This is a genomic window from Shimia sp. R10_1, from assembly GCF_017744095.1.
In the GTDB taxonomy this organism is placed as follows: domain Bacteria; phylum Pseudomonadota; class Alphaproteobacteria; order Rhodobacterales; family Rhodobacteraceae; genus Shimia.
In genome coordinates, this window is sequence record NZ_JAGHQX010000006.1 from 33,812 (window position 1) to 51,027 (window position 17,216).

General features: G+C 57.3%; 18 protein-coding genes. 13 read left to right on the forward strand and 5 right to left on the reverse strand.

The window, feature by feature from the left end; genetic code table 11:
- The first annotated feature begins 88 nt into the window (after window positions 1-88).
- From iolD to J7413_RS12285, 4 genes are read left to right on the forward strand one after another with little or no spacing between them, the layout of a single operon-like run.
- Complete coding sequence (gene iolD, locus J7413_RS12270; protein WP_209098581.1) at window positions 89-1,957, forward strand: 3D-(3,5/4)-trihydroxycyclohexane-1,2-dione acylhydrolase (decyclizing); 1,869 nt, start codon at window positions 89-91, stop codon at window positions 1,955-1,957.
- Window positions 1,957-2,937 (forward strand): PfkB family carbohydrate kinase, encoded by a 981-nt coding sequence (locus J7413_RS12275; protein WP_209098583.1) that lies wholly within the window; start codon window positions 1,957-1,959, stop codon window positions 2,935-2,937. The genes iolD and J7413_RS12275 overlap by 1 nt, the downstream gene beginning before the upstream one ends.
- A gap of 11 nt (window positions 2,938-2,948) precedes the next feature.
- Entirely contained in the window at window positions 2,949-3,806 is an 858-nt protein-coding gene (locus J7413_RS12280; RefSeq protein WP_209098585.1) for a 5-deoxy-glucuronate isomerase, read from the forward strand.
- Window positions 3,803-4,636, forward strand: a complete 834-nt coding sequence (locus tag J7413_RS12285) for a class II fructose-bisphosphate aldolase (RefSeq protein WP_209098587.1) — start codon at window positions 3,803-3,805, stop codon at window positions 4,634-4,636. The genes J7413_RS12280 and J7413_RS12285 overlap by 4 nt, the downstream gene beginning before the upstream one ends.
- A 46-nt stretch (window positions 4,637-4,682) precedes the next feature.
- Here J7413_RS12285 and J7413_RS12290 read toward each other — a convergent pair whose 3' ends face one another.
- Window positions 4,683-4,853, reverse strand: coding sequence for a hypothetical protein (locus J7413_RS12290; protein ID WP_209098589.1), 171 nt, complete (start codon window positions 4,851-4,853; stop codon window positions 4,683-4,685).
- Window positions 4,854-4,951: 98 nt separating this feature from the next.
- On the opposite strand from J7413_RS12290, the gene J7413_RS12295 reads away from it, so the two are divergent.
- Both J7413_RS12295 and J7413_RS12300 read left to right on the forward strand, forming a co-directional pair.
- Window positions 4,952-5,836, forward strand: a complete 885-nt coding sequence (locus J7413_RS12295) for a LysR substrate-binding domain-containing protein (protein WP_209098591.1) — start codon at window positions 4,952-4,954, stop codon at window positions 5,834-5,836.
- Window positions 5,837-5,917: 81 nt separating this feature from the next.
- Complete coding sequence (locus J7413_RS12300) at window positions 5,918-7,090, forward strand: crosslink repair DNA glycosylase YcaQ family protein (RefSeq protein ID WP_209098593.1); 1,173 nt, start codon at window positions 5,918-5,920, stop codon at window positions 7,088-7,090.
- On the opposite strand, the gene J7413_RS12305 is transcribed toward J7413_RS12300, so the two are convergent.
- Window positions 7,087-7,461 (reverse strand): hypothetical protein, encoded by a 375-nt coding sequence (locus J7413_RS12305; RefSeq protein ID WP_209098595.1) that lies wholly within the window; start codon window positions 7,459-7,461, stop codon window positions 7,087-7,089. The two genes, J7413_RS12300 and J7413_RS12305, sit on opposite strands and share 4 nt — an antisense overlap.
- 73 nt (window positions 7,462-7,534) lie before the next feature.
- Between J7413_RS12305 and J7413_RS12310 the strand changes: the two genes are divergently transcribed.
- Complete coding sequence (locus J7413_RS12310; protein ID WP_209098597.1) at window positions 7,535-8,293, forward strand: alpha/beta fold hydrolase; 759 nt, start codon at window positions 7,535-7,537, stop codon at window positions 8,291-8,293.
- A gap of 19 nt (window positions 8,294-8,312) precedes the next feature.
- On the opposite strand, the gene J7413_RS12315 is transcribed toward J7413_RS12310, so the two are convergent.
- On the reverse strand, window positions 8,313-8,495 hold the full coding sequence (locus J7413_RS12315) for a CTP synthetase (protein ID WP_209098599.1): 183 nt from the start codon (window positions 8,493-8,495) through the stop codon (window positions 8,313-8,315).
- Window positions 8,496-8,595: 100 nt separating this feature from the next.
- Window positions 8,596-9,273, reverse strand: coding sequence for a YbaY family lipoprotein (locus J7413_RS12320; protein WP_209098601.1), 678 nt, complete (start codon window positions 9,271-9,273; stop codon window positions 8,596-8,598).
- Between the two features lie 260 nt (window positions 9,274-9,533).
- On the opposite strand from J7413_RS12320, the gene J7413_RS12325 reads away from it, so the two are divergent.
- The 5 genes from J7413_RS12325 (at window position 9,534) to J7413_RS12345 (ending at window position 15,055) form a co-directional block, all read left to right on the forward strand.
- Window positions 9,534-10,214: a response regulator transcription factor gene (locus J7413_RS12325; protein WP_209098603.1), complete on the forward strand. Its 681-nt coding sequence runs from the start codon at window positions 9,534-9,536 to the stop codon at window positions 10,212-10,214.
- Between the two features lie 47 nt (window positions 10,215-10,261).
- A complete protein-coding gene (locus tag J7413_RS12330; protein WP_209098605.1) occupies window positions 10,262-11,425 on the forward strand; it encodes an FIST N-terminal domain-containing protein in 1,164 nt (387 codons plus the stop codon).
- Between the two features lie 3 nt (window positions 11,426-11,428).
- The gene (locus J7413_RS12335) at window positions 11,429-13,642 is read left to right on the forward strand and encodes a PAS-domain containing protein (RefSeq protein ID WP_209098607.1); all 2,214 of its coding nucleotides are present in this window, start codon (window positions 11,429-11,431) and stop codon (window positions 13,640-13,642) included.
- A gap of 145 nt (window positions 13,643-13,787) precedes the next feature.
- On the forward strand, window positions 13,788-14,357 hold the full coding sequence (locus J7413_RS12340) for a DUF4202 domain-containing protein (RefSeq protein ID WP_209098609.1): 570 nt from the start codon (window positions 13,788-13,790) through the stop codon (window positions 14,355-14,357).
- Window positions 14,354-15,055 carry a CbiX/SirB N-terminal domain-containing protein gene (locus J7413_RS12345; RefSeq protein ID WP_209098611.1) on the forward strand — a complete coding sequence of 234 codons (702 nt, stop codon included), beginning with the start codon at window positions 14,354-14,356 and terminating at the stop codon, window positions 15,053-15,055. Before J7413_RS12340 ends, J7413_RS12345 begins: the two co-directional genes overlap by 4 nt.
- Here J7413_RS12345 and J7413_RS12350 read toward each other — a convergent pair.
- Complete coding sequence (locus tag J7413_RS12350) at window positions 15,052-16,050, reverse strand: LacI family DNA-binding transcriptional regulator (RefSeq protein ID WP_209098613.1); 999 nt, start codon at window positions 16,048-16,050, stop codon at window positions 15,052-15,054. The genes J7413_RS12345 and J7413_RS12350 overlap by 4 nt on opposite strands.
- A 156-nt stretch (window positions 16,051-16,206) precedes the next feature.
- Here J7413_RS12350 and gap point away from each other — a divergent pair, with 156 nt between their 5' ends.
- On the forward strand, window positions 16,207-17,214 hold the full coding sequence (gene gap / locus J7413_RS12355; RefSeq protein ID WP_209098616.1) for a type I glyceraldehyde-3-phosphate dehydrogenase: 1,008 nt from the start codon (window positions 16,207-16,209) through the stop codon (window positions 17,212-17,214).
- The last annotated feature ends 2 nt before the right edge of the window (window positions 17,215-17,216 follow it).

The window sequence follows — 17,216 nt, forward strand, 5'->3', positions numbered from 1 at the left end:
AAACTTGTATCGTGGGAATCGAAAGCTCGCAAGCTGCATTCGAGGAAGGCCACCATTTCCTCGAAAATCTCCAAAAGGTTCGCGCCCCATGACGACAGAAAACTCCACGATCCGCCTCACGACTGCACAGGCCATCATTCGTTGGCTCTCCAATCAATTTATCGAGATTGATGGCCAGGAACTGCGCGTCTGTGGGGGCGGATTTGGCATATTTGGCCACGGCAATGTGACCTGCCTCGGAGAGGCCCTCAACACAATGCAAGAGGAGTTGCCACTCTACCGCGGGCAAAACGAACAAAGCATGGGGTTTGCCGCTGCAGCCTATGCCAAACAATGGCTGCGGCAGCGCTTTATGTTCTGCACCGCGTCCGCAGGTCCGGGCACAGCCAACCTGCTGACCGCCTCAGGTCTCGCCCACGCCAATCGACTGCCCATGTTGATGTTATGTGGCGATACCTTCCTGACGCGCCTACCGGATCCGGTGCTCCAACAAATGGAGAATTTCAACGACCCGACCTTCGGCGTGAATGACGCATTCAAACCTGTCGTGCGATACTGGGATCGCATCACCCACCCCGCGCAAGTGATTCAATCTCTGCCAAATGCGCTCGCCACCATGCTGGACCCGGCGGATTGCGGCCCCGCCTTTTTGGGTCTCCCGCAAGATGTTCAGGGCTGGGCCTATGACTTCCCCACCAAGTTCTTTGAGAAAAAACTGCATCGGATCCGGCGCCAGCCCCCTGATCGCGCAGAGATAGAAGATGCCATCGCCGCACTTGCAAAGGCAGAGCGCCCGATGATCATTGCCGGTGGCGGGGTGCAATATTCAAAAGCCACCAAGGAGCTGACAGACCTTGCAGAAAGACACCAGATCCCGGTGGTCGAAACCATCGCCGGGCGCGCCAATTTGCGCGCAGATCATCCGTTGAATTGCGGCCCAATCGGAGTCACCGGATCTGACAGCGCCAATGCGCTCGCAGCTAAGGCAGATGTAATCCTCGCGGTCGGCACCCGCCTGCAAGACTTCACAACCGGCAGTTGGACCGCCTTTGATGAAAACGCACAGTTTGTGTCGGTCAACGCTGCGCGACATGATGCTGGCAAACACATGGCTCTGCCTGTTGTGGGCGATGCCAAACTCTCGCTGCAGGCAATTGACGCTGCACTCAGCCTATCAACACCCAAAAGCTGGCTGGATCTCGCGCGCTCAGAACGCAGCAAATGGGAGGCATATGTCGCAAGCAACGTTGCGCATGGCAATCGACCAAACTCATACGCGCAGGCGATTGGCGTGGTGAATGCGCTCTGCGATCCACGCGACCGCATCGTGGCCGCGGCAGGCGGGCTACCAGCCGAAGTCACAGCAAATTGGCGCACACTGGATATCGGCACCGTCGATGTGGAATTCGGCTTTTCCTGCATGGGTTATGAAATCGCCGGTGCCTGGGGCGCGCGCATCGCGCAGTCAGAACGCGAACCTGACAAAGACACAATTACCTTCTGCGGCGACGGTTCTTATCTATTGATGAACTCAGACATCTACTCGTCGGTGTTGAGCCGCAAAAAGATGATCGTTCTGGTGCTCGACAACGGCGGATTTGCCGTCATCAACAAGCTTCAGAACAACACTGGGAATGCCAGCTTCAACAATTTGCTGTCCGATTGCCCAACCATCCCAGAGCCGTTTGGCGTCGACTTCGCTGCACATGCGGCCTCTATGGGGGCCACCTCTGAGAAAGTGTCAAACCCTACGGAGTTTGGCGAGGCGTTCAAACGCGCAAAAGCCAGCGACAAGACCTATGTGATCGTGATGGATGTGGATGCCTACGACGGCTGGACAACAGAAGGCCACACATGGTGGGAAGTGGGCACGCCACAAGTTTCAGACAGCGATAGCGTGCGCGAAAAGCACCGCGAAATCGAAGCAGAACGCGCCAAACAGCGCCGGGGGGTGTAATGCCCAATCTGATTGATGCCATCAAGTCTCGCAAATTCGTGGTCTTTGGCCGTGCAGGCATGGATATGTTTGCCGATCCCATTGGCACAAAATCTGAGGTCGCCGAAACCTTTCGCGCAGATCTTGGCGGATCTTCTGCCAACATTTGCGCAGGGCTTGTCAAACTGGGCTGCGAGGCCGCGCTGGTGACCTCCGTTTCAGATGATGCTGTGGGACGATTCGCCCAAAATCGCCTGACACACTATGGCGTGGACACACAGTACCTGCGCGTGTTGGGGGGCGAATACCGCCTGTCCCTTGCGGTCTATGAGAGCTGCATCGACGACTTCCAAAATGTCATCTATCGCAATGGCGCTGTGGATTTTCAGGTCACCAACGAAGATGTGGACCGGGTGAACTACGACGCATTTGGCGCACTCATCACCGCAGGCACTGTTTTTGCAGCCGAGCCGTCCCGCAGCTCCACTTTCCGCGCTTTTGAAAACGCCCGCGCCGCAAACATGCCGGTGATTTTTGACATCGACTACCGGCCTTACTCTTGGCCCTCCCCTGAAGTAGCGGCCGAGGTGCTCTCCCGCGCAGGCGAGGCCAGCGATCTGATCGTTGGCAACGATGAAGAGTTCGGCTTCATGGCGGGTGGCATCGAAAAGGGCCTTGATAAAGCCCGCGAGCTAGCCGCATCCGGCAAGCTGGTGATTTACAAAATGGGCCAGGACGGCGCGATCACACTCTCAGGCGACCAAGAGATCCGCACCGGAATTTTCCCGGTGACAGCGGTGAAACCCAACGGCGCGGGGGACAGCTTTATGGCGGGCCTGCTGGCTGGCATCGCCGATGATCTGCCTTTGCGCGACGCGGTGCTTCGCGGATCTGCCTGCGCCTCAATTGTCGTTTCTCAGCCGGGCTGCGCCCCGGCCATGCCCACATCGGTCGAGCTTGAGGCGTTTCTCGCCGCGCACGCTGGCCCCACCCATCCTTAAAGGAGAGGCCCATGCACATCGCGCCTTATGATAACAACAACAAACCCATCGTCGACGTCGACCACGATCTGGTGCCGCTGAACTATTTCAACATCATCAAATTGAAGCGAGGCGAGGTCTTTGAATACTCGGTGCCGGGATATGAAACCTGCGTCGTGCCCGCCACAGGCACGGTCCACGTGGATGTCGAGGGGGCCCTGTATGAAAACCTCGGCAACCGCACCATTGATGTTTGGGATGGTGACCCAGAAGGCGTCTATGTGCCTGTCGGTGCAAAAGTGCGCATCACTTGCGTGACCGACGCCACAGAAACCTTCATCGCCGGAGCCAAATACGACAAGGTTCTGGAACCTTTTGACGTGCGCGTGCCGGAGCTGGACCTCGTGCAATATGGGTCCGATGACACAAAAACTCATCGCAAAATCAAACACATTCTTGGCGCAAGCCACCATGACAAGGTTGGCCGCCTTTTGGTCAGTGAATTATTCACCGTGGGCGCTGGCGGCTGGTCCGGCTTCCCGAGCCACAAACATGACACCGATCGCACTGACGAAACGGGCGAGTTGATCGAAACCCGCCATGATGAAACCTATAATTTCCGCTTTAAGCCAAACTACGGCTCGGGGCTTCAGATGCTTCAGCGCGAGGACAACACACCCGGCGACGCCTACCACATCATGGACAGCTCAACGATCCTGATCGACAAAGGGTATCACCCCTGCGCCGCCCTGCCGGGCTATGAAATGTACTATTTCACAATCCTCGGCGGTCTCAGCCAACGCAGTTTGAAGCAGTATTTTCAGCCCACACATGCGGAACAACTGCACACCATTCCGGGCATCATGGATATGGTGGCGAAGTTCAAATGAGCCTTGTGACGCTGTCTGATGTGCTGCAACCCGCGTTGAAACAGGGGCACGCTGTGGCCGGGCTTGTGACGCTTGGTTGGGAAGACATGCGCGCCTATGTTGCTGCGGCAGAGGCCGAAAATGTGCCTGTAATCTTGCAGGCGGGCCCATCCTGCCGCGAACACACGCCGCTGCCTGTGCTTGGCAAAATGTTCACCCATCTCGCGGAACAGGCTTCTGTGCCCGTCGTGGCGCATCTTGACCATGGCTACACCCATGATGAGTGTCGCATTGCCATTGAAAGCGGCTTTTCCTCCGTGATGTTTGACGGCTCGCGCATGCCGCTTTCCGAAAACATTGCGGAAACCGCAGCCATCGCGAAAATGGCGCATGCGGCAGGCGTCTCCTGCGAGGGGGAAATCGGCTTTGTCGGCTATTCTGGCGGCGAAAATTCCGCCGGAACAGACCCCGAGGAAGCCGCACAATTCGCCCGCGAAACAAATGTCGACGCGATGGCGATTTCAGTGGGCAACGTGCACTTACAGCAGGACAAAGAGGGCGGGCTGGATGAGCCGCGCATTCGCGCCATCGAAGCCCTCACCAACGTGCCGCTGGTGATCCATGGTGGATCTGGCGTGCCCGTGGCCCAGCGCACTGCCTTGGCGCAAGGGTCCAAAATCTGCAAATTCAACATTGGCACCGAATTGCGCATGGCTTTCGGCGCGGCCTTACGTGATGCGGTCAATGCAGATCCGGAACGGTTTGACCGTGTGCAAATTCTGAAAGAGACGCACGAGCCGCTGGTGGCCGCAACCCGCGCTGTTTTGCGATCGTTCAAAGGCAAGTCCTGATCTCAATCGCCCTGCGAACATTACGTTCGCTGCGTCATCTCCTTGCTCACCGCCACCAAAACCGCTTGCGGCCCTTAGCCTGCGCGGACTGCACACAATGATCACTGTCTCGCACCAGATCTAGCGAAATTGTCGCCCCATCCTGCATCCGGTCGCGACCACCCCAAGACTCTTCACGCGTTGCAACACGCAGCGCACCTGAAACTATTCCCAACATATCGCGCACTCCTTACGATGTGATGTGCCCAATATGTCTGGACAAAGACGCGGAATGCGACTCACTATGATTTCCATATTGTAAGTATAGGTTACATTATGGATTGGTCCTCGCTCCCATCACTGTCAGCTCTGCGCGCTTTTGAAGCCGCAGCAAGGCACCAAAGCCTCAGCCGCGCCGCGCGTGAGCTGAACGTCACCCATGCCGCCATTGCGCAACACGTGCGCCATCTGGAGGCTGACCTGTCTGAACAGCTTTTGTTTCGCGCAGGCCGGGGCGTTGCCGCGACTGAGGCTGGACAAAAGCTGGCCCAAAAACTGGGCGAAGGCTTCGCTCTCATTGCAGAAGGAGTCGACGCCTTGCGTGAACAGTCTGCGACCCGCCCCCTTACGGTCAGTCTCACCCCCTCATTTGCAATGAACTGGTTGATGCCGCGTATGGGCGGCTTCTGGCAGACTCACCCCGACATCACCGTCAGCCTCACGCCAAGTGCAGCCTTGGTAGATCTGCGCCACGACGGATTTGACATGGCGATCCGCTTTGGCAACGGGGAGTGGCCGGGGCTTGAAAGCACCCCGCTCACAAGTGGGGAATTCTGGGTGGTGGCCGCGCCGAATTTCTTGGAAGGGCGCCACCCCACCTCCCTACCGGAGCTTCAGCAGGATCCGTGGTTGCTCGACGCTCAGATGCTGGAGCTGCGCCGGGTGATCGAGGAAACCGGTTTCGATCTGAGTGCGGTGAACCTCAATGTTTTGGACAGCAACGAATTGATCATCTCCGCCACCCTCGCAGGCCTGGGCGTTTCCGTGCATCCCCGCTCTATTGTCGAACGCGATGTCACCGCTGGCACGCTCATCCACATCTGTTCTTTGCCGCGTGCAGACCTTGGCTACCACATCGTCACGCTACCCGGTCGAGACAGCGCGAATCTTCGCACCTTTCGCAAGTGGCTTTTGAACGTCGCTTCAGAGCCTACAGGTTGAGCAGCCAAATATCTCAAACCATCTCCCGAAATCGCCAACTTTGTTCTTTATTTGTTCCGACTGCGGCGATAGCCTCTCCATATGGTTCTTCGCATCTCAAACCGTGACGCCCGCAGGCTTTGGCTGTCTCTTCAGGGCTTGGCGGCCACGCCCACCGGCCCCGCCAACCCGCGTGACACGATTCGCAAACTTGGGTTTGTGCAGCTCGACAGCATTCAGGTGCTGGCCCGCGCCCATCACCACATCCTGTGGTCACGCAACCAGAACTACCGCGAACCCATGCTCGACACGCTGCTCTCCAAAGACCGTGCCGTGTTTGAACATTTCACCCACGACGCGTCTGTCTTGCCCATCGAAACCTACCCGTACTGGCGCGCGCAATTTTCGCGACGCAAGGCGCGTATGGACGCCAAGGGCTGGTATGCGGACGCTATGGCCTCCTGCGCCGATCTCGGTATCAAAGAGCGCATCACCGCCGAAGGCGCACTTTCCACAGAAGCCTTTGACACCAAAATCGAAGGCCCGCGCGAGATGTGGTCCCGCCCACCGCACAAACGCGCGCTGGATTACATGTGGTATGCAGGAGAACTCGCAACCTGCTATCGCCAGAATTTCAAGAAATTCTACAACCTGCCCGAAAGGGTCATCCCAGCCCCCCACCGCAACCAAGACGTGCCCATCGAAGAGCAAATCAACTGGCTATGCCATCAGGCGATGGCCCGCCTTGGATTTGCCACCCCCGGCGACATCAAACGCTTTTGGGAGGCCGTTGATACTGCGGATGTGCGTGCTTGGGTCACTGCATCCGATCTCATCCCAGTGGAAGTGCAAACCGCAAATCAGGAGTGGCTCCCGATGCTGGCGCCCCCGGACATCGAAACCCATTTACAAACCGCACCCGTCCCCACATCCCGCTTGCGGATTCTCAATCCCTTTGATCCGGTGATCCGAGATCGCGAGCGGCTGTCGCGCCTCTTTGGCTTTGACTACCGCATTGAAATCTTTGTGCCCGCCGCCAAACGCGTTTGGGGATATTATGTCTATCCGCTGCTGGAGGGGGATCGCTTTGTCGGACGGATCGAATGTAAGGCGGATCGCAAGAAAGGCAACCTCACCATAGCGCAAATCTGGGCGGAGCCCGGCGTGCGCTGGACGGCAGCACGCGCCAAGAAACTGGATGCTGAACTTGCGCGTATGGGGCGCTTTATCGGCACATCAGAGCTGCGCTGGCAGTGCGCAGCGCCCAACGCCTAAAACACCTCGTGCCAGCGTAGGAACACAACCAGGCATGCTGTAAACAGGATCAGATTAAAGCTGACAGAGCCCAACACATCCAAAATGCGATCAACACGCCGCCTGCCCACATCGATCGCGGCCAAATGCGCTTCTATCTCCCCAAAAGCCCGCGTCACAGCCGCGCCATCAACCTGCACCATGAGCTTGGGGTGATGACCCACCTTGTGCGCCTGCGCAATCACCTCAGCCTGTCGATGCAGCCGCTTTGGCGCGCGCCGCCCGATCTTTCGCATGGCGCGTTCAAGTGTCTTTGCACGCACACCATATTTTTCGCGCGCCAAATCCAAGAGCTGGGCAACTTTTGCGTCGATTTCATCACCTGTCATCATGCGCCTAATCTAGCTTGCACCCGCGCGACACTCAACGCTGGAACCCCTGACCAAGCCGCGCTATCACGCTCTTATGTTGAATTCGATTATCCACGGCATCGCCACCGACGAACCTGACCTGCTGATCGTGCATGGGCTTTTTGGCTCCGGCCGCAACTGGGGCGCCATCGCAAAGCGACTTTCTGCAAGCCGTCGCGTGATCTGCGTTGATCAGCGCAACCACGGCCAAAGCCCATGGTATGACAGCCATTCTTACGAAGACATGGCCGAAGATCTGGCAAAGGTGATCGAAGATATGGGCACACCGATGGATGTGCTTGGACATTCGATGGGAGGCAAAGCATCAATGCTGCTTGCCCTCACCCGCCCAGAGCTTGTGAACCGCCTGATTGTCGCGGATATCGCGCCGGTTGACTACACCCACGACCAAAATCAAAACATCGCCGCCATGCGCGCAGTTGACCTTTCCACCGTGACAAAGCGTTCAGATGCGATGGAACAATTGGCACAGTATCTGGACGACACAACGCTTCAGACCTTCTTCACCCAATCTCTGGATGTGAAAGAGCAGCGCTGGCGCTTAAATCTCGATGTGTTGGACCGCGAGATGCCAAAAATTCTGAAATTTCCAGAAGTCTCTGGGTCCTACGAAGGCCCCACACTGTTTCTGAGCGGGGCCAACTCGGACTATGTGATCCCAGACTATCGACCAGCAATACGGGAGAAGTTTCCAAAAGCGCGCTTTGCCAAAATTCGAGACACCGGTCATTGGCTGCACGCCGAAAAGCCACGCGAGTTTATTGCCTCGGTACAGGCTTGGCTGGATCTTTAACGCCTGCCCCGATCAGGCGTCAGCGCGCATAGAGCGCCTGAGCCACCTTCCAACTCGCAGGGAAGGCCAAAAGAAAGCCAACCAACGCAGCGCCAAACAATCCGAGCCCTGTGTTGATCCCAGCCACCAGTGCCGCGATCACGCCCACACCAGCGAGTGTGGATCCGATGAAGATATGAAGAATAAGGGCTAGTCTCAGCATGGGATTGGCTCCGTTCTGTTTGCTGCGACACACTTATCAGAAGCGCGGGCCAAGACCTTGATTTGGATCAGACTTGGCCCACACCCGCGGCTCCTTGGGCTCACTCTGCAAGGAAGCGCATCAAAATATTGCCCTGACTGTCCATCAAAACTGTTCCCCCAGACTGTACCCCGGCCGAAGCAACCTGTGTCAGTGTTTCAAAAAACGTCACTTCCTGCGTGTTCAGCTCCCCGAAACAGGCCTTGCGCGTACTGGCAAGCGGCCCAAAGGCCAATTTGCCATCCTCATAGGTATAGCTGCCGGTAAACTGGTTGCAGCCGCTGGTTCCGCTCACCTGACCATTTTCGCCAAAATCCATCTGGGGAATGCTGTCGCCCTGCACAACCGCCCCGTTCATTTCAACAACCAGCCAATTCCCAAGTGTCAGATCCACCTCACTTGCCTCAACCAGACGCTGCACCACCACATCCACACGCTCCGGGGCTCCCTGTGTCAAAGCGGCAAAGTTCTGCGTGCTGCGCCACTGCACCTCCTCACCCACACGGATCACAGCGCGCACCGAATATCGCCCGTTCTCCTGAACCATGCGGTCATCATAGGCCAAGCGAAACTCCGCAGGGATCCGGCCCTCGGGGCGCAAAGTCTGCCGCGCCAAAACAATGGACGCCACATCCATCTTGCTGACGTCCTCCAGCGTGACTTCAATCACGGCCTCTGGCGGCAACCCAATCCGCTCACGATAGCCTACACTGCCATGCAAATCCTGTATCTCGGCCATTGCACTGCCTCCGAGCATCGCCGCCACCAGCCCGCATCCACACGCTATCCCCCTAAACTTCTCAAAAATCTGCATGAAGCTCGCCTTTCGTTTTCTGAATACCGCTACGGCTCTCTGCAACCTAAACACAGCGCCATATCGTTTCCAAGCAATGGCCGCCCGCCCGGCAGTCCCCCGCCCATCAGGGCCACCATGAAAATTTTTGCGCATACGACCTTTGGCCCTCTTGGTCGCCCCCCGTTCTCTGCTACCGTGGCCCCATGACCGAGAGCCCGTCCCCCCAGCCCCGTGCCACCAGTGCGCTTGTGGTGGATGATCACCCGCTGTTTTGCGACGCGCTGGTGATGACCTTAAAAGCCATTTCCCCCATCAAACAGGTGGCAACCGCTGCCAGCATGTCAGACGCACTGCGCTGGCTGTCGCAGAACCCACAGCCAGACCTGATTGCACTGGATCTCAACCTGCCTGATGTCGACGGCTTCGATGGTTTGTTGCGCCTGCGCAGCACAACCAAAGCGCAGGTACTTGTGGTATCGTCCATGGCCGACAGCCGCACCATCAGCGCCGCACTTCAAGCTGGCGCGTCAGGCTTTGTGCCCAAACACAGCCAACGCGACATGTTCCGCCGCGCGCTTGAGACGATTGCCGCAGGTCACGTTTTTGTGCCGGAAGGCCACGCGCCCTGCACCAACACCGATGACAACACAAATGACGCCGTCGCCCGGCTCGCGTCTCTCACCACACAGCAGGCCCGTATTCTGGATCTTATCTGTGCAGGCAAACTCAACAAACAAATCGCCTACGAGCTCTCTATCGCAGAGACCACCGTCAAGGCCCATGTGACGGCAATCATGCGCAAACTTGGCGTACACAGCCGCACACAGGCCGTGCTGATCGCCAAAGAAGCCAGCTTTGAGCAGCACTTGCGCAGCAGCGGCTAGCATGGCTACGGTATTCTCGTGACCGCGCCAGTGGCCACGGGAGGAGAATGCCAGCTATGGATGCCAGCACACCATTTGCAAACACCAAAATCGTGCGCACCGCATTCGCGGATTGCCGCGCGCCGGATGCCGTTGCGCAAATCGCCATGGCGCTTGGCCCGGAACCGCTCGCCTTGGTGATCTTCTTTGTGTCACCCGCCACGGACCTCACCAACTTCGCAGCACAGACCCAGAAGGCTTTCCCGGAAACGGATGTCATCGGCTGCACCACAGCCGGCGAATTGGGCGCAGCGGGCTATACCGAAGGTGAAATCGTTGCCATTGGCCTGCCTGCCGCGCATTTTGCGGCCAAAACACTCTGCATCAAAGATCTGGGCGATCTGCGCGCGCAAGAGCGGATCCGTGCAATGATCCAAAACCGCAACGCACTCGCTGCTGACCACCCTGACTGGACCTCAGAGTTCGCATTTCTGATGGTGGATGGCCTCTCCACACGGGAAGACGCGCTCACCGCAGAGCTCGCCCTGGGCCTTGGCCCGGTGCCACTGTTTGGCGGTTCCGCTGGCGATGGCGAAAGTTTTTCTACCACGCACATCCTGCACGACAGTGCCTTTCACACCAACGCAGCCGTGCTCGTTCAACTGCGGTCAAACTGTCCGGTGCAGGTGTTCAAGACCGACCATCTCAATCCAACCGAGCAGCGTATGGTGGTGACCGCAGCAAACCCAACCCGCAGACTCGTGCATGAAATCAATGCAGAACCCGCGGCGCGCGAATATGCCCGTATCCTAGGCAAAGACCCAGAGCAGTTGTCCACTTTCACTTTTGCGGCCCATCCCGTTGTGGTGCGCATCGGCGATCAAACCCATGTCCGCGCCATTCAACGCGTCGCAGACAATGGCGATCTGGTGTTTTTCTCTGCCATCGACGAGGGCGTCGTGCTCACACTGGCAGAACCGGAGGATATGGTCGCGCATCTGGATCGGGAGCTTTCTACGCTGGCCGCCCAGCGCACCCCCGACATGATATTGGGATGTGACTGCCTGTTGCGCCGTGTCGAGGCCACACAAAAACAGGTCACAACAGAAATCTCCCGCGTGCTTGCCAAGCATAAGGTTGTCGGCTTCTCCACCTATGGCGAACAGATCAACTCGATGCATGTCAACCAAACCTTCACAGGCGTCGCAATCTACCCCCCAGAGGATGGCTAAGCGATGCCTCCTCTGTCTCTGATCAACCCCAAAGATCCGCTCGAACGTCAGAATCAAAAACTACTCACGATTGTGGAAACCCTCATGCGCCGCGCAGAGGCGAGCCCGGACACAACAGGCGTTGCCTATGCCCAGTTTGAGCGCGCAGTGATGCTTGAAGAGGAAGTCCGCGCCCGCACGAAAGAGCTGGAACACGCGCTTGATCTGCTGAACACCTCAAATGCCTCCCTTGCGAAGGCCAACGCAGAAGCCCAAGCCGCGCGCGCCAATCTCGCCAATGCAATTGAAACCGTGCAGGAAGGGTTCGCACTCTTTGATACGGATGAAAAACTGGTCCTGTGCAACAGCCGCTTTGGCAAACACATGCGCGACGTGCATCACCTTTTCAAACCGGGGCTGCCGTTTTCTGAATACGTGCGCATTGTGTCGCAAAGCCCGTACTTGGAGTTGCCAGAAGGGACGTCACCTCAGGCATGGCAAGAGCGCCGGATGATCCGCCACCGTGAGCAGCATGTTGTGTTCAACGCACGCATGGCCGGTGACCGGTGGCTTCAGGTTTCTGAACACCGCACTCGGGATGGCGGCACGGTCGTTTTGCAAACCGATGTCACCGACATGATGCTGATGGAGAGACAGGAACGCGAACGCCTGCTCGACGATCAGGCACGCCTCGTGAAAGCCACGCTCGAACATCTCAATCAGGGCGTCGGCATTTTTGATCCCAGCGGTCGGCTTGTGGGGTGGAACAGGCGTCTGGGCGAGCTTCTTTCCATTCCGTTGCGCCGCTTTCGCTTAGGGCTGCCGTTTCAGACAGTCTATGAACAGCTGTCGCGAAGCGTCACGTTTCACAACACGGCTGCGGCGGTTGACCTGTTGGATTGGGCCGCGCATCAGGGCAGACGTGCGCCTCTTTCCTTTGAGGTAGCACTGGGCGAAGATCGCACCCTCGCCGTTTTTGCCCAACACATGCCCGACAGCGGTTTTGTGATTTCCTTCACCGACATCACAACCGAACGCCAGGCCCTGCACGCAATTTCCCAAGTCAACGAAACCCTGGAGCGCCGCGTTCAGGAACGCACTCTGGAACTGCAAGCCGCGCTGGCAGAAGCTGAACGTGCCAATGCGTCAAAGTCACGTTTTGTGGCGGCGGCCAGCCACGATCTGCTGCAACCGCTTTCTGCCGCCAAACTCTATCTCGCATCACTGGACAATGATCTCGCAGACCACGACCAACGCGCACGACTGGGCAAAGCGACTGGTGCGCTCCAAAGCGTCGAAGACATCCTTGGTGCGCTCCTAGACATATCCCGCTTGGACTCAGGACGCGCAGCCGTGCATCTCGGGCGGATTTCACTCGGAGATATGCTACAGCAGATTCACAATGATCTCTCCCCGGCCGCCGCTGAGAAAGGGTTGCGATTTGACCTGCGCGTTGCGGATGTGGCCGTCACCTCTGATGCCACCTATCTGCGTCGAATTCTCCAAAATCTGATGGCCAATGCCCTGCGCTACACCCAAACGGGCCGCGTTCTCGTGGGCACACGGCGACGCGGCAACAACATTGCCGTGGAAATATGGGATACCGGGCCCGGCATTCCCCATGAGCAGCAAAAGAAAGTCTTTGATGAGTTTCACCGTGTCCACGCCCCTGCAAGTCCTGCGGAGGGATTGGGGCTCGGGCTTGCGATTGTTGATCGGGCTTGCCGATTGCTGAACCATCCGCTGGAACTCCGCTCCAAACCAGATCGTGGCACGCTGTTTCGGGTCACTTTCCCGCTCGCCGCCCCAAATGAACCGGCGCAGGGTGGCGACAGCCTCCCCTCAGAAAACACGGAGCCTTTAAACCACCGCATTGTCCTTCTCGTGGAAAACGATGACGCCCTCCGCCAAGCGATCACGATGACGTTGGAAAACTGGGGAGCAGATGTATTGCCCTGCCGTGGCGACGTCGAAGCGTTGGACTTGCTGCGCGAAATTGACATTGCTCCAGATGTCGTGCTGGTCGACTATCAGCTCGACAACAACGCCACTGGCACCGACCTGATTGTGCTCTTACGCCAGCTATATGGACCAGTGCCCGCCTGCGTGATTTCTGCCAATCGCACACCGGATCTTGCCGTACTCTGTGCATCCCTCAAGGCACCGTTGTTACACAAACCCCTCGACCTGAGCGCACTGCGCGATGCCCTCCAGCACGCGCCAAACCCGACGCACTAACGCGACACACCAAAACCGACAGACCACCGACGCGATACCCCCGCATTACCGACGCAATACCGACGGCAAACCGATGTTGTTTTGCCCTTTTACACAGCGCGACCACCGCCTAAATTCAATAGAAACGACCAGCCGGGAGCCAGCCATGACACGTCTTCAAACTGCCTTGGACGCCATTGACCAAGCCAACGCCAAAGATCCACGACTGGACGAGGGTCAGCCCGAAGCGTTGTTATATGGCCAACGCATGTCGCAGGAAGCCAATCGGCTTTTTCCCAATGCATCTGATGGTTTACAGATCGCCGCTCGCGGGCAGCACATCGAACGCTGGGTGCTGAAACGCGCAGACTTTCCAGAAGGACGTGCAGGCTATCTGAAGTGGCGCCGTGAATTGGGCGTGCACCATGCTGATCGCGTGTCCCAGATTATGGCGGATGCGGATTACTCTGATGAAGACATTGCAGAGGTCGGCGCAATGCTTCGCAAAGAAGGCATCAAACGCAACGATCAAGTTCAAGCCCTTGAAGACATTATATGTTTCACCTTTTTGAAGTGGTATTTCGCACCATTTGCGGCCAAGCATCCGCAAGAAAAAGTGCGCGATATCGTCGTGAAAACCGCACGCAAAATGTCCGAAGAAGCACGACTGCGTGTGCTCACAGAATTCGATCTTCCAGCAGATCTTGCTGCTGCATTTGAGGCCCCCTCGGCATGATCAGACGACAACGCGAAGCTTTGATCGTCGCCCACGGGCAACCCTCCGTCCCTGTGCCTCCAGAACTGTGGCTACAAGGCTTTGCTGCGGCGGTAGGGCATCACCTACCCGATTGGAAAATCCGCGCTGCAACGCTTGCCATGCCCGACGCGCTTGAACGACAAGCTGCTGAAATGCCTCTGGGATCTCCTATTTTCCCAATGTTCATGGCAGACGGCTGGTTTGTCTCCAAAGTCCTGCCCAAGCGGTTGAATGGCGCGGATCTACAAATCTTGCCACCGCTAGGTTTTCATTCCGCGCTGCCTGACGTTGCCGCGCTCGGCGTCCGTAAGGCTCTGGACAGCCGCGGATGGCGGCTTGAAGACAGCCACTTGCTGCTCGCCGCACATGGGTCCGCCCGCGGCCCCAAAGCGGCGGAATCCGCAAATGCTTTTGCAAAGCTCCTGCAAGCGCGCCTACCCGGCATGCAAATCTCCACCGGCTTTGTCGAAGAAGCCCCATTTATCGCCGACGCCGCGCGCGACCTTCCAGCGCAAAGTCTTTGCTTGCCATTCTTCGCATTGGAGGGGGAGCACTGTCGGGAAGATATCCCAGAAGCCCTTGAAGACGCGGCGTTTTCAGGACATTTAATGCCCCCGCTCGGGACCTGGCCAGAAGCGGCACAAATGGTTGCCCATGCGTTTGGAAACGTCGATTAAAGCGACTGTCCGGTGGTGACCTGTGGCTCCAGTTTCACAGTACGCGCCGCCGCACCCGCGCTTTGCGTCTCCAGGATGATCTCTGCCGCTTTCTGACCAATTTCGAAACGATGCGCATCTGTTGTGGCAAGCTCCATTGGCAAGCCACGCAGCAATTCCAAGTTGTTAAATCCCGCCAAAGCAAGCTCATTTGGCACAGAAATGCCCTTTGACAGGCAGTGCATGTAGGCACCAACACACAAAACGTCGCTGGAAAAATAGATACACTCAAGCTCGGGTGTACGCGCGAGCAGCATTTCAGTCAGCTGATGCCCCGTTTCGATAGAGGAAACGCCAGAATAGAGCTCCTGATCGAAAAGAGAAATGCCTTCTGCTTCAAGCGCTTGCTCAAACCCTTTGAGCCTTTTTTCAGCTCGATAATCTTGCGGCATCTTCGTTCCGATAAAGCCAATCTTGCGATAGCCCGCTTTCAGAATTGCCTGCGCCATCACACGCCCAGCTTCGAGATGAGAGATACCCACACAGTGCTTTACGGGATCACCGTCCACATCCATGACCTCGACAATAGGGCATTCCGCAGCTGCAAGCATTTTGCGCGCGGCGTCGTTGTGTTCAAGCCCAGCGACCACAACACCCGTTGGGCGCCAGCTGAGCATTTCCCGAATGACCTCTTCTTCCTCAAGTAGGTCATATCCCGTAACGCCAATCACCGGTTTGAGCGGCGTATCTTTCAATTTGGAGCTGATGCCTGACAAAACTTCCGGAAAAACAGAAGAATTCAGGCTCGGCACCACCACACCGACAAGGTTCACCTTGCTCGACGCAAGTGCACCCGCGATCCGATTCGGCACATAGCCGACTTCACGCGCGATCTGTTCGACCTTATGACGCGTGGACTCAGAGACGTCCTGCGCCCCCCGCATGGCCCGCGACGCGGTCATTTCACTCACACCTGCGAGCTTTGCAATATCTTTGAGAAGCAGCTTTTTCCCCATGCGCGGATCGTCTGATACTCGCCCCGACAAAGCAACCCCGAAAGCGCAGTTTGCCGAAGTTCAACAGGCCCCTTGATTCCATCATCGTTAGCGTATACCGATAGCGCTAACGGTGGCGCTACCACAAGCGCCCAATTGTGAATTTTGGAGAAAGACATGACCACCAAGATTGCCATCAACGGGTTCGGCCGCATTGGACGCGGCGTTTTGCGTGCCCTGATTGAAAGCGGAGCCAACGATATTGAAGTCGTTGCAATTAATGACCTTTCACCAAATGACCATCTCCTACACCTGCTAAAATATGACAGTGTGCACGGCCGACTGAATGCTGACGTCTCGCTGGATGGGGACGTGATGAAAGTCGCGGGCCAAACAATCCGCCTCACAGCGATTCGGGATCCACAGGATCTGCCGTGGTCTGATGTTGATGTGGCATATGAATGTACCGGCATTTTCACCGCCAAAGACAAAGCCGAGCTGTTGCTGAAGTCTGGCGCGAAGCGTGTGCTGATCTCTGCTCCGGGTGCCAACGCCGACAAAACAATCGTCTTTGGTGTGAACGACGACGCATTGACGGCCGAGGATGTGATCGTATCCAACGCCTCCTGCACCACAAACTGCCTGGCCCCTGTGGCAAAGGTTCTGGACGATGCATTCGGCATCAAGACCGGCTACATGACCACCATTCATGCCTACACTGGTGACCAGCCAACCCACGACACAAACCACAAGGATCTCTATCGCGCGCGTGCCGCGGCGCTTTCCATGATCCCAACATCAACCGGTGCCGCCCGTGCGATTTCTCTGGTTTTGCCCCATCTGAAGGGCAAGCTGGAAGGCTCGGCAATTCGGGTGCCCACCGCGAATGTTTCCATGGTTGATCTTGTGTTCGTACCCGCCAAAGACACCTCAGTCGAAGCGGTAAACGCGGCAATCAAAGCTGCAGCAGAAGGCCCACTCAAAGGTGTTCTGGGCTATGAGGAAGCCCCCTTGGTCTCTGCAGATTTCAACCACGACAGCCATTCATCCGTCTTCGCACCGGCTCAAACAAGCGTCACCGAAGATGGCCTCGTGCGTGTGGTCAGTTGGTATGACAACGAATGGGGCTTCTCCAACCGCATGCTAGACACCGGCCGCCGCATGGGCGCGCTGTTGAAAGGCTAAAG

Bases quoted from the DNA above. Each gene is read 5' to 3' on its own strand.
- J7413_RS12300 (WP_209098593.1), top strand. From the start codon at position 5,918: ATGGTTCTTCGCATCTCAAACCGTGACGCCCGCAGGCTTTGGCTGTCT.
- J7413_RS12310 (WP_209098597.1), top strand. From the start codon at position 7,535: ATGTTGAATTCGATTATCCACGGCATCGCCACCGACGAACCTGACCTG.
- J7413_RS12335 (WP_209098607.1), top strand. From the start codon at position 11,429: ATGCCTCCTCTGTCTCTGATCAACCCCAAAGATCCGCTCGAACGTCAG.
- J7413_RS12315 (WP_209098599.1), bottom strand. From the start codon at position 8,495: ATGCTGAGACTAGCCCTTATTCTTCATATCTTCATCGGATCCACACTC.
- J7413_RS12280 (WP_209098585.1), top strand. From the start codon at position 2,949: ATGCACATCGCGCCTTATGATAACAACAACAAACCCATCGTCGACGTC.
- J7413_RS12325 (WP_209098603.1), top strand. From the start codon at position 9,534: ATGACCGAGAGCCCGTCCCCCCAGCCCCGTGCCACCAGTGCGCTTGTG.
- J7413_RS12320 (WP_209098601.1), bottom strand. From the start codon at position 9,273: ATGGCCGAGATACAGGATTTGCATGGCAGTGTAGGCTATCGTGAGCGG.
- J7413_RS12305 (WP_209098595.1), bottom strand. From the start codon at position 7,461: ATGATGACAGGTGATGAAATCGACGCAAAAGTTGCCCAGCTCTTGGAT.
- J7413_RS12345 (WP_209098611.1), top strand. From the start codon at position 14,354: ATGATCAGACGACAACGCGAAGCTTTGATCGTCGCCCACGGGCAACCC.
- J7413_RS12340 (WP_209098609.1), top strand. From the start codon at position 13,788: ATGACACGTCTTCAAACTGCCTTGGACGCCATTGACCAAGCCAACGCC.
- J7413_RS12290 (WP_209098589.1), bottom strand. From the start codon at position 4,853: ATGTTGGGAATAGTTTCAGGTGCGCTGCGTGTTGCAACGCGTGAAGAG.
- J7413_RS12285 (WP_209098587.1), top strand. From the start codon at position 3,803: ATGAGCCTTGTGACGCTGTCTGATGTGCTGCAACCCGCGTTGAAACAG.
- J7413_RS12275 (WP_209098583.1), top strand. From the start codon at position 1,957: ATGCCCAATCTGATTGATGCCATCAAGTCTCGCAAATTCGTGGTCTTT.
- iolD (WP_209098581.1), top strand. From the start codon at position 89: ATGACGACAGAAAACTCCACGATCCGCCTCACGACTGCACAGGCCATC.
- J7413_RS12350 (WP_209098613.1), bottom strand. From the start codon at position 16,050: ATGGGGAAAAAGCTGCTTCTCAAAGATATTGCAAAGCTCGCAGGTGTG.
- J7413_RS12330 (WP_209098605.1), top strand. From the start codon at position 10,262: ATGCCAGCTATGGATGCCAGCACACCATTTGCAAACACCAAAATCGTG.
- J7413_RS12295 (WP_209098591.1), top strand. From the start codon at position 4,952: ATGGATTGGTCCTCGCTCCCATCACTGTCAGCTCTGCGCGCTTTTGAA.
- gap (WP_209098616.1), top strand. From the start codon at position 16,207: ATGACCACCAAGATTGCCATCAACGGGTTCGGCCGCATTGGACGCGGC.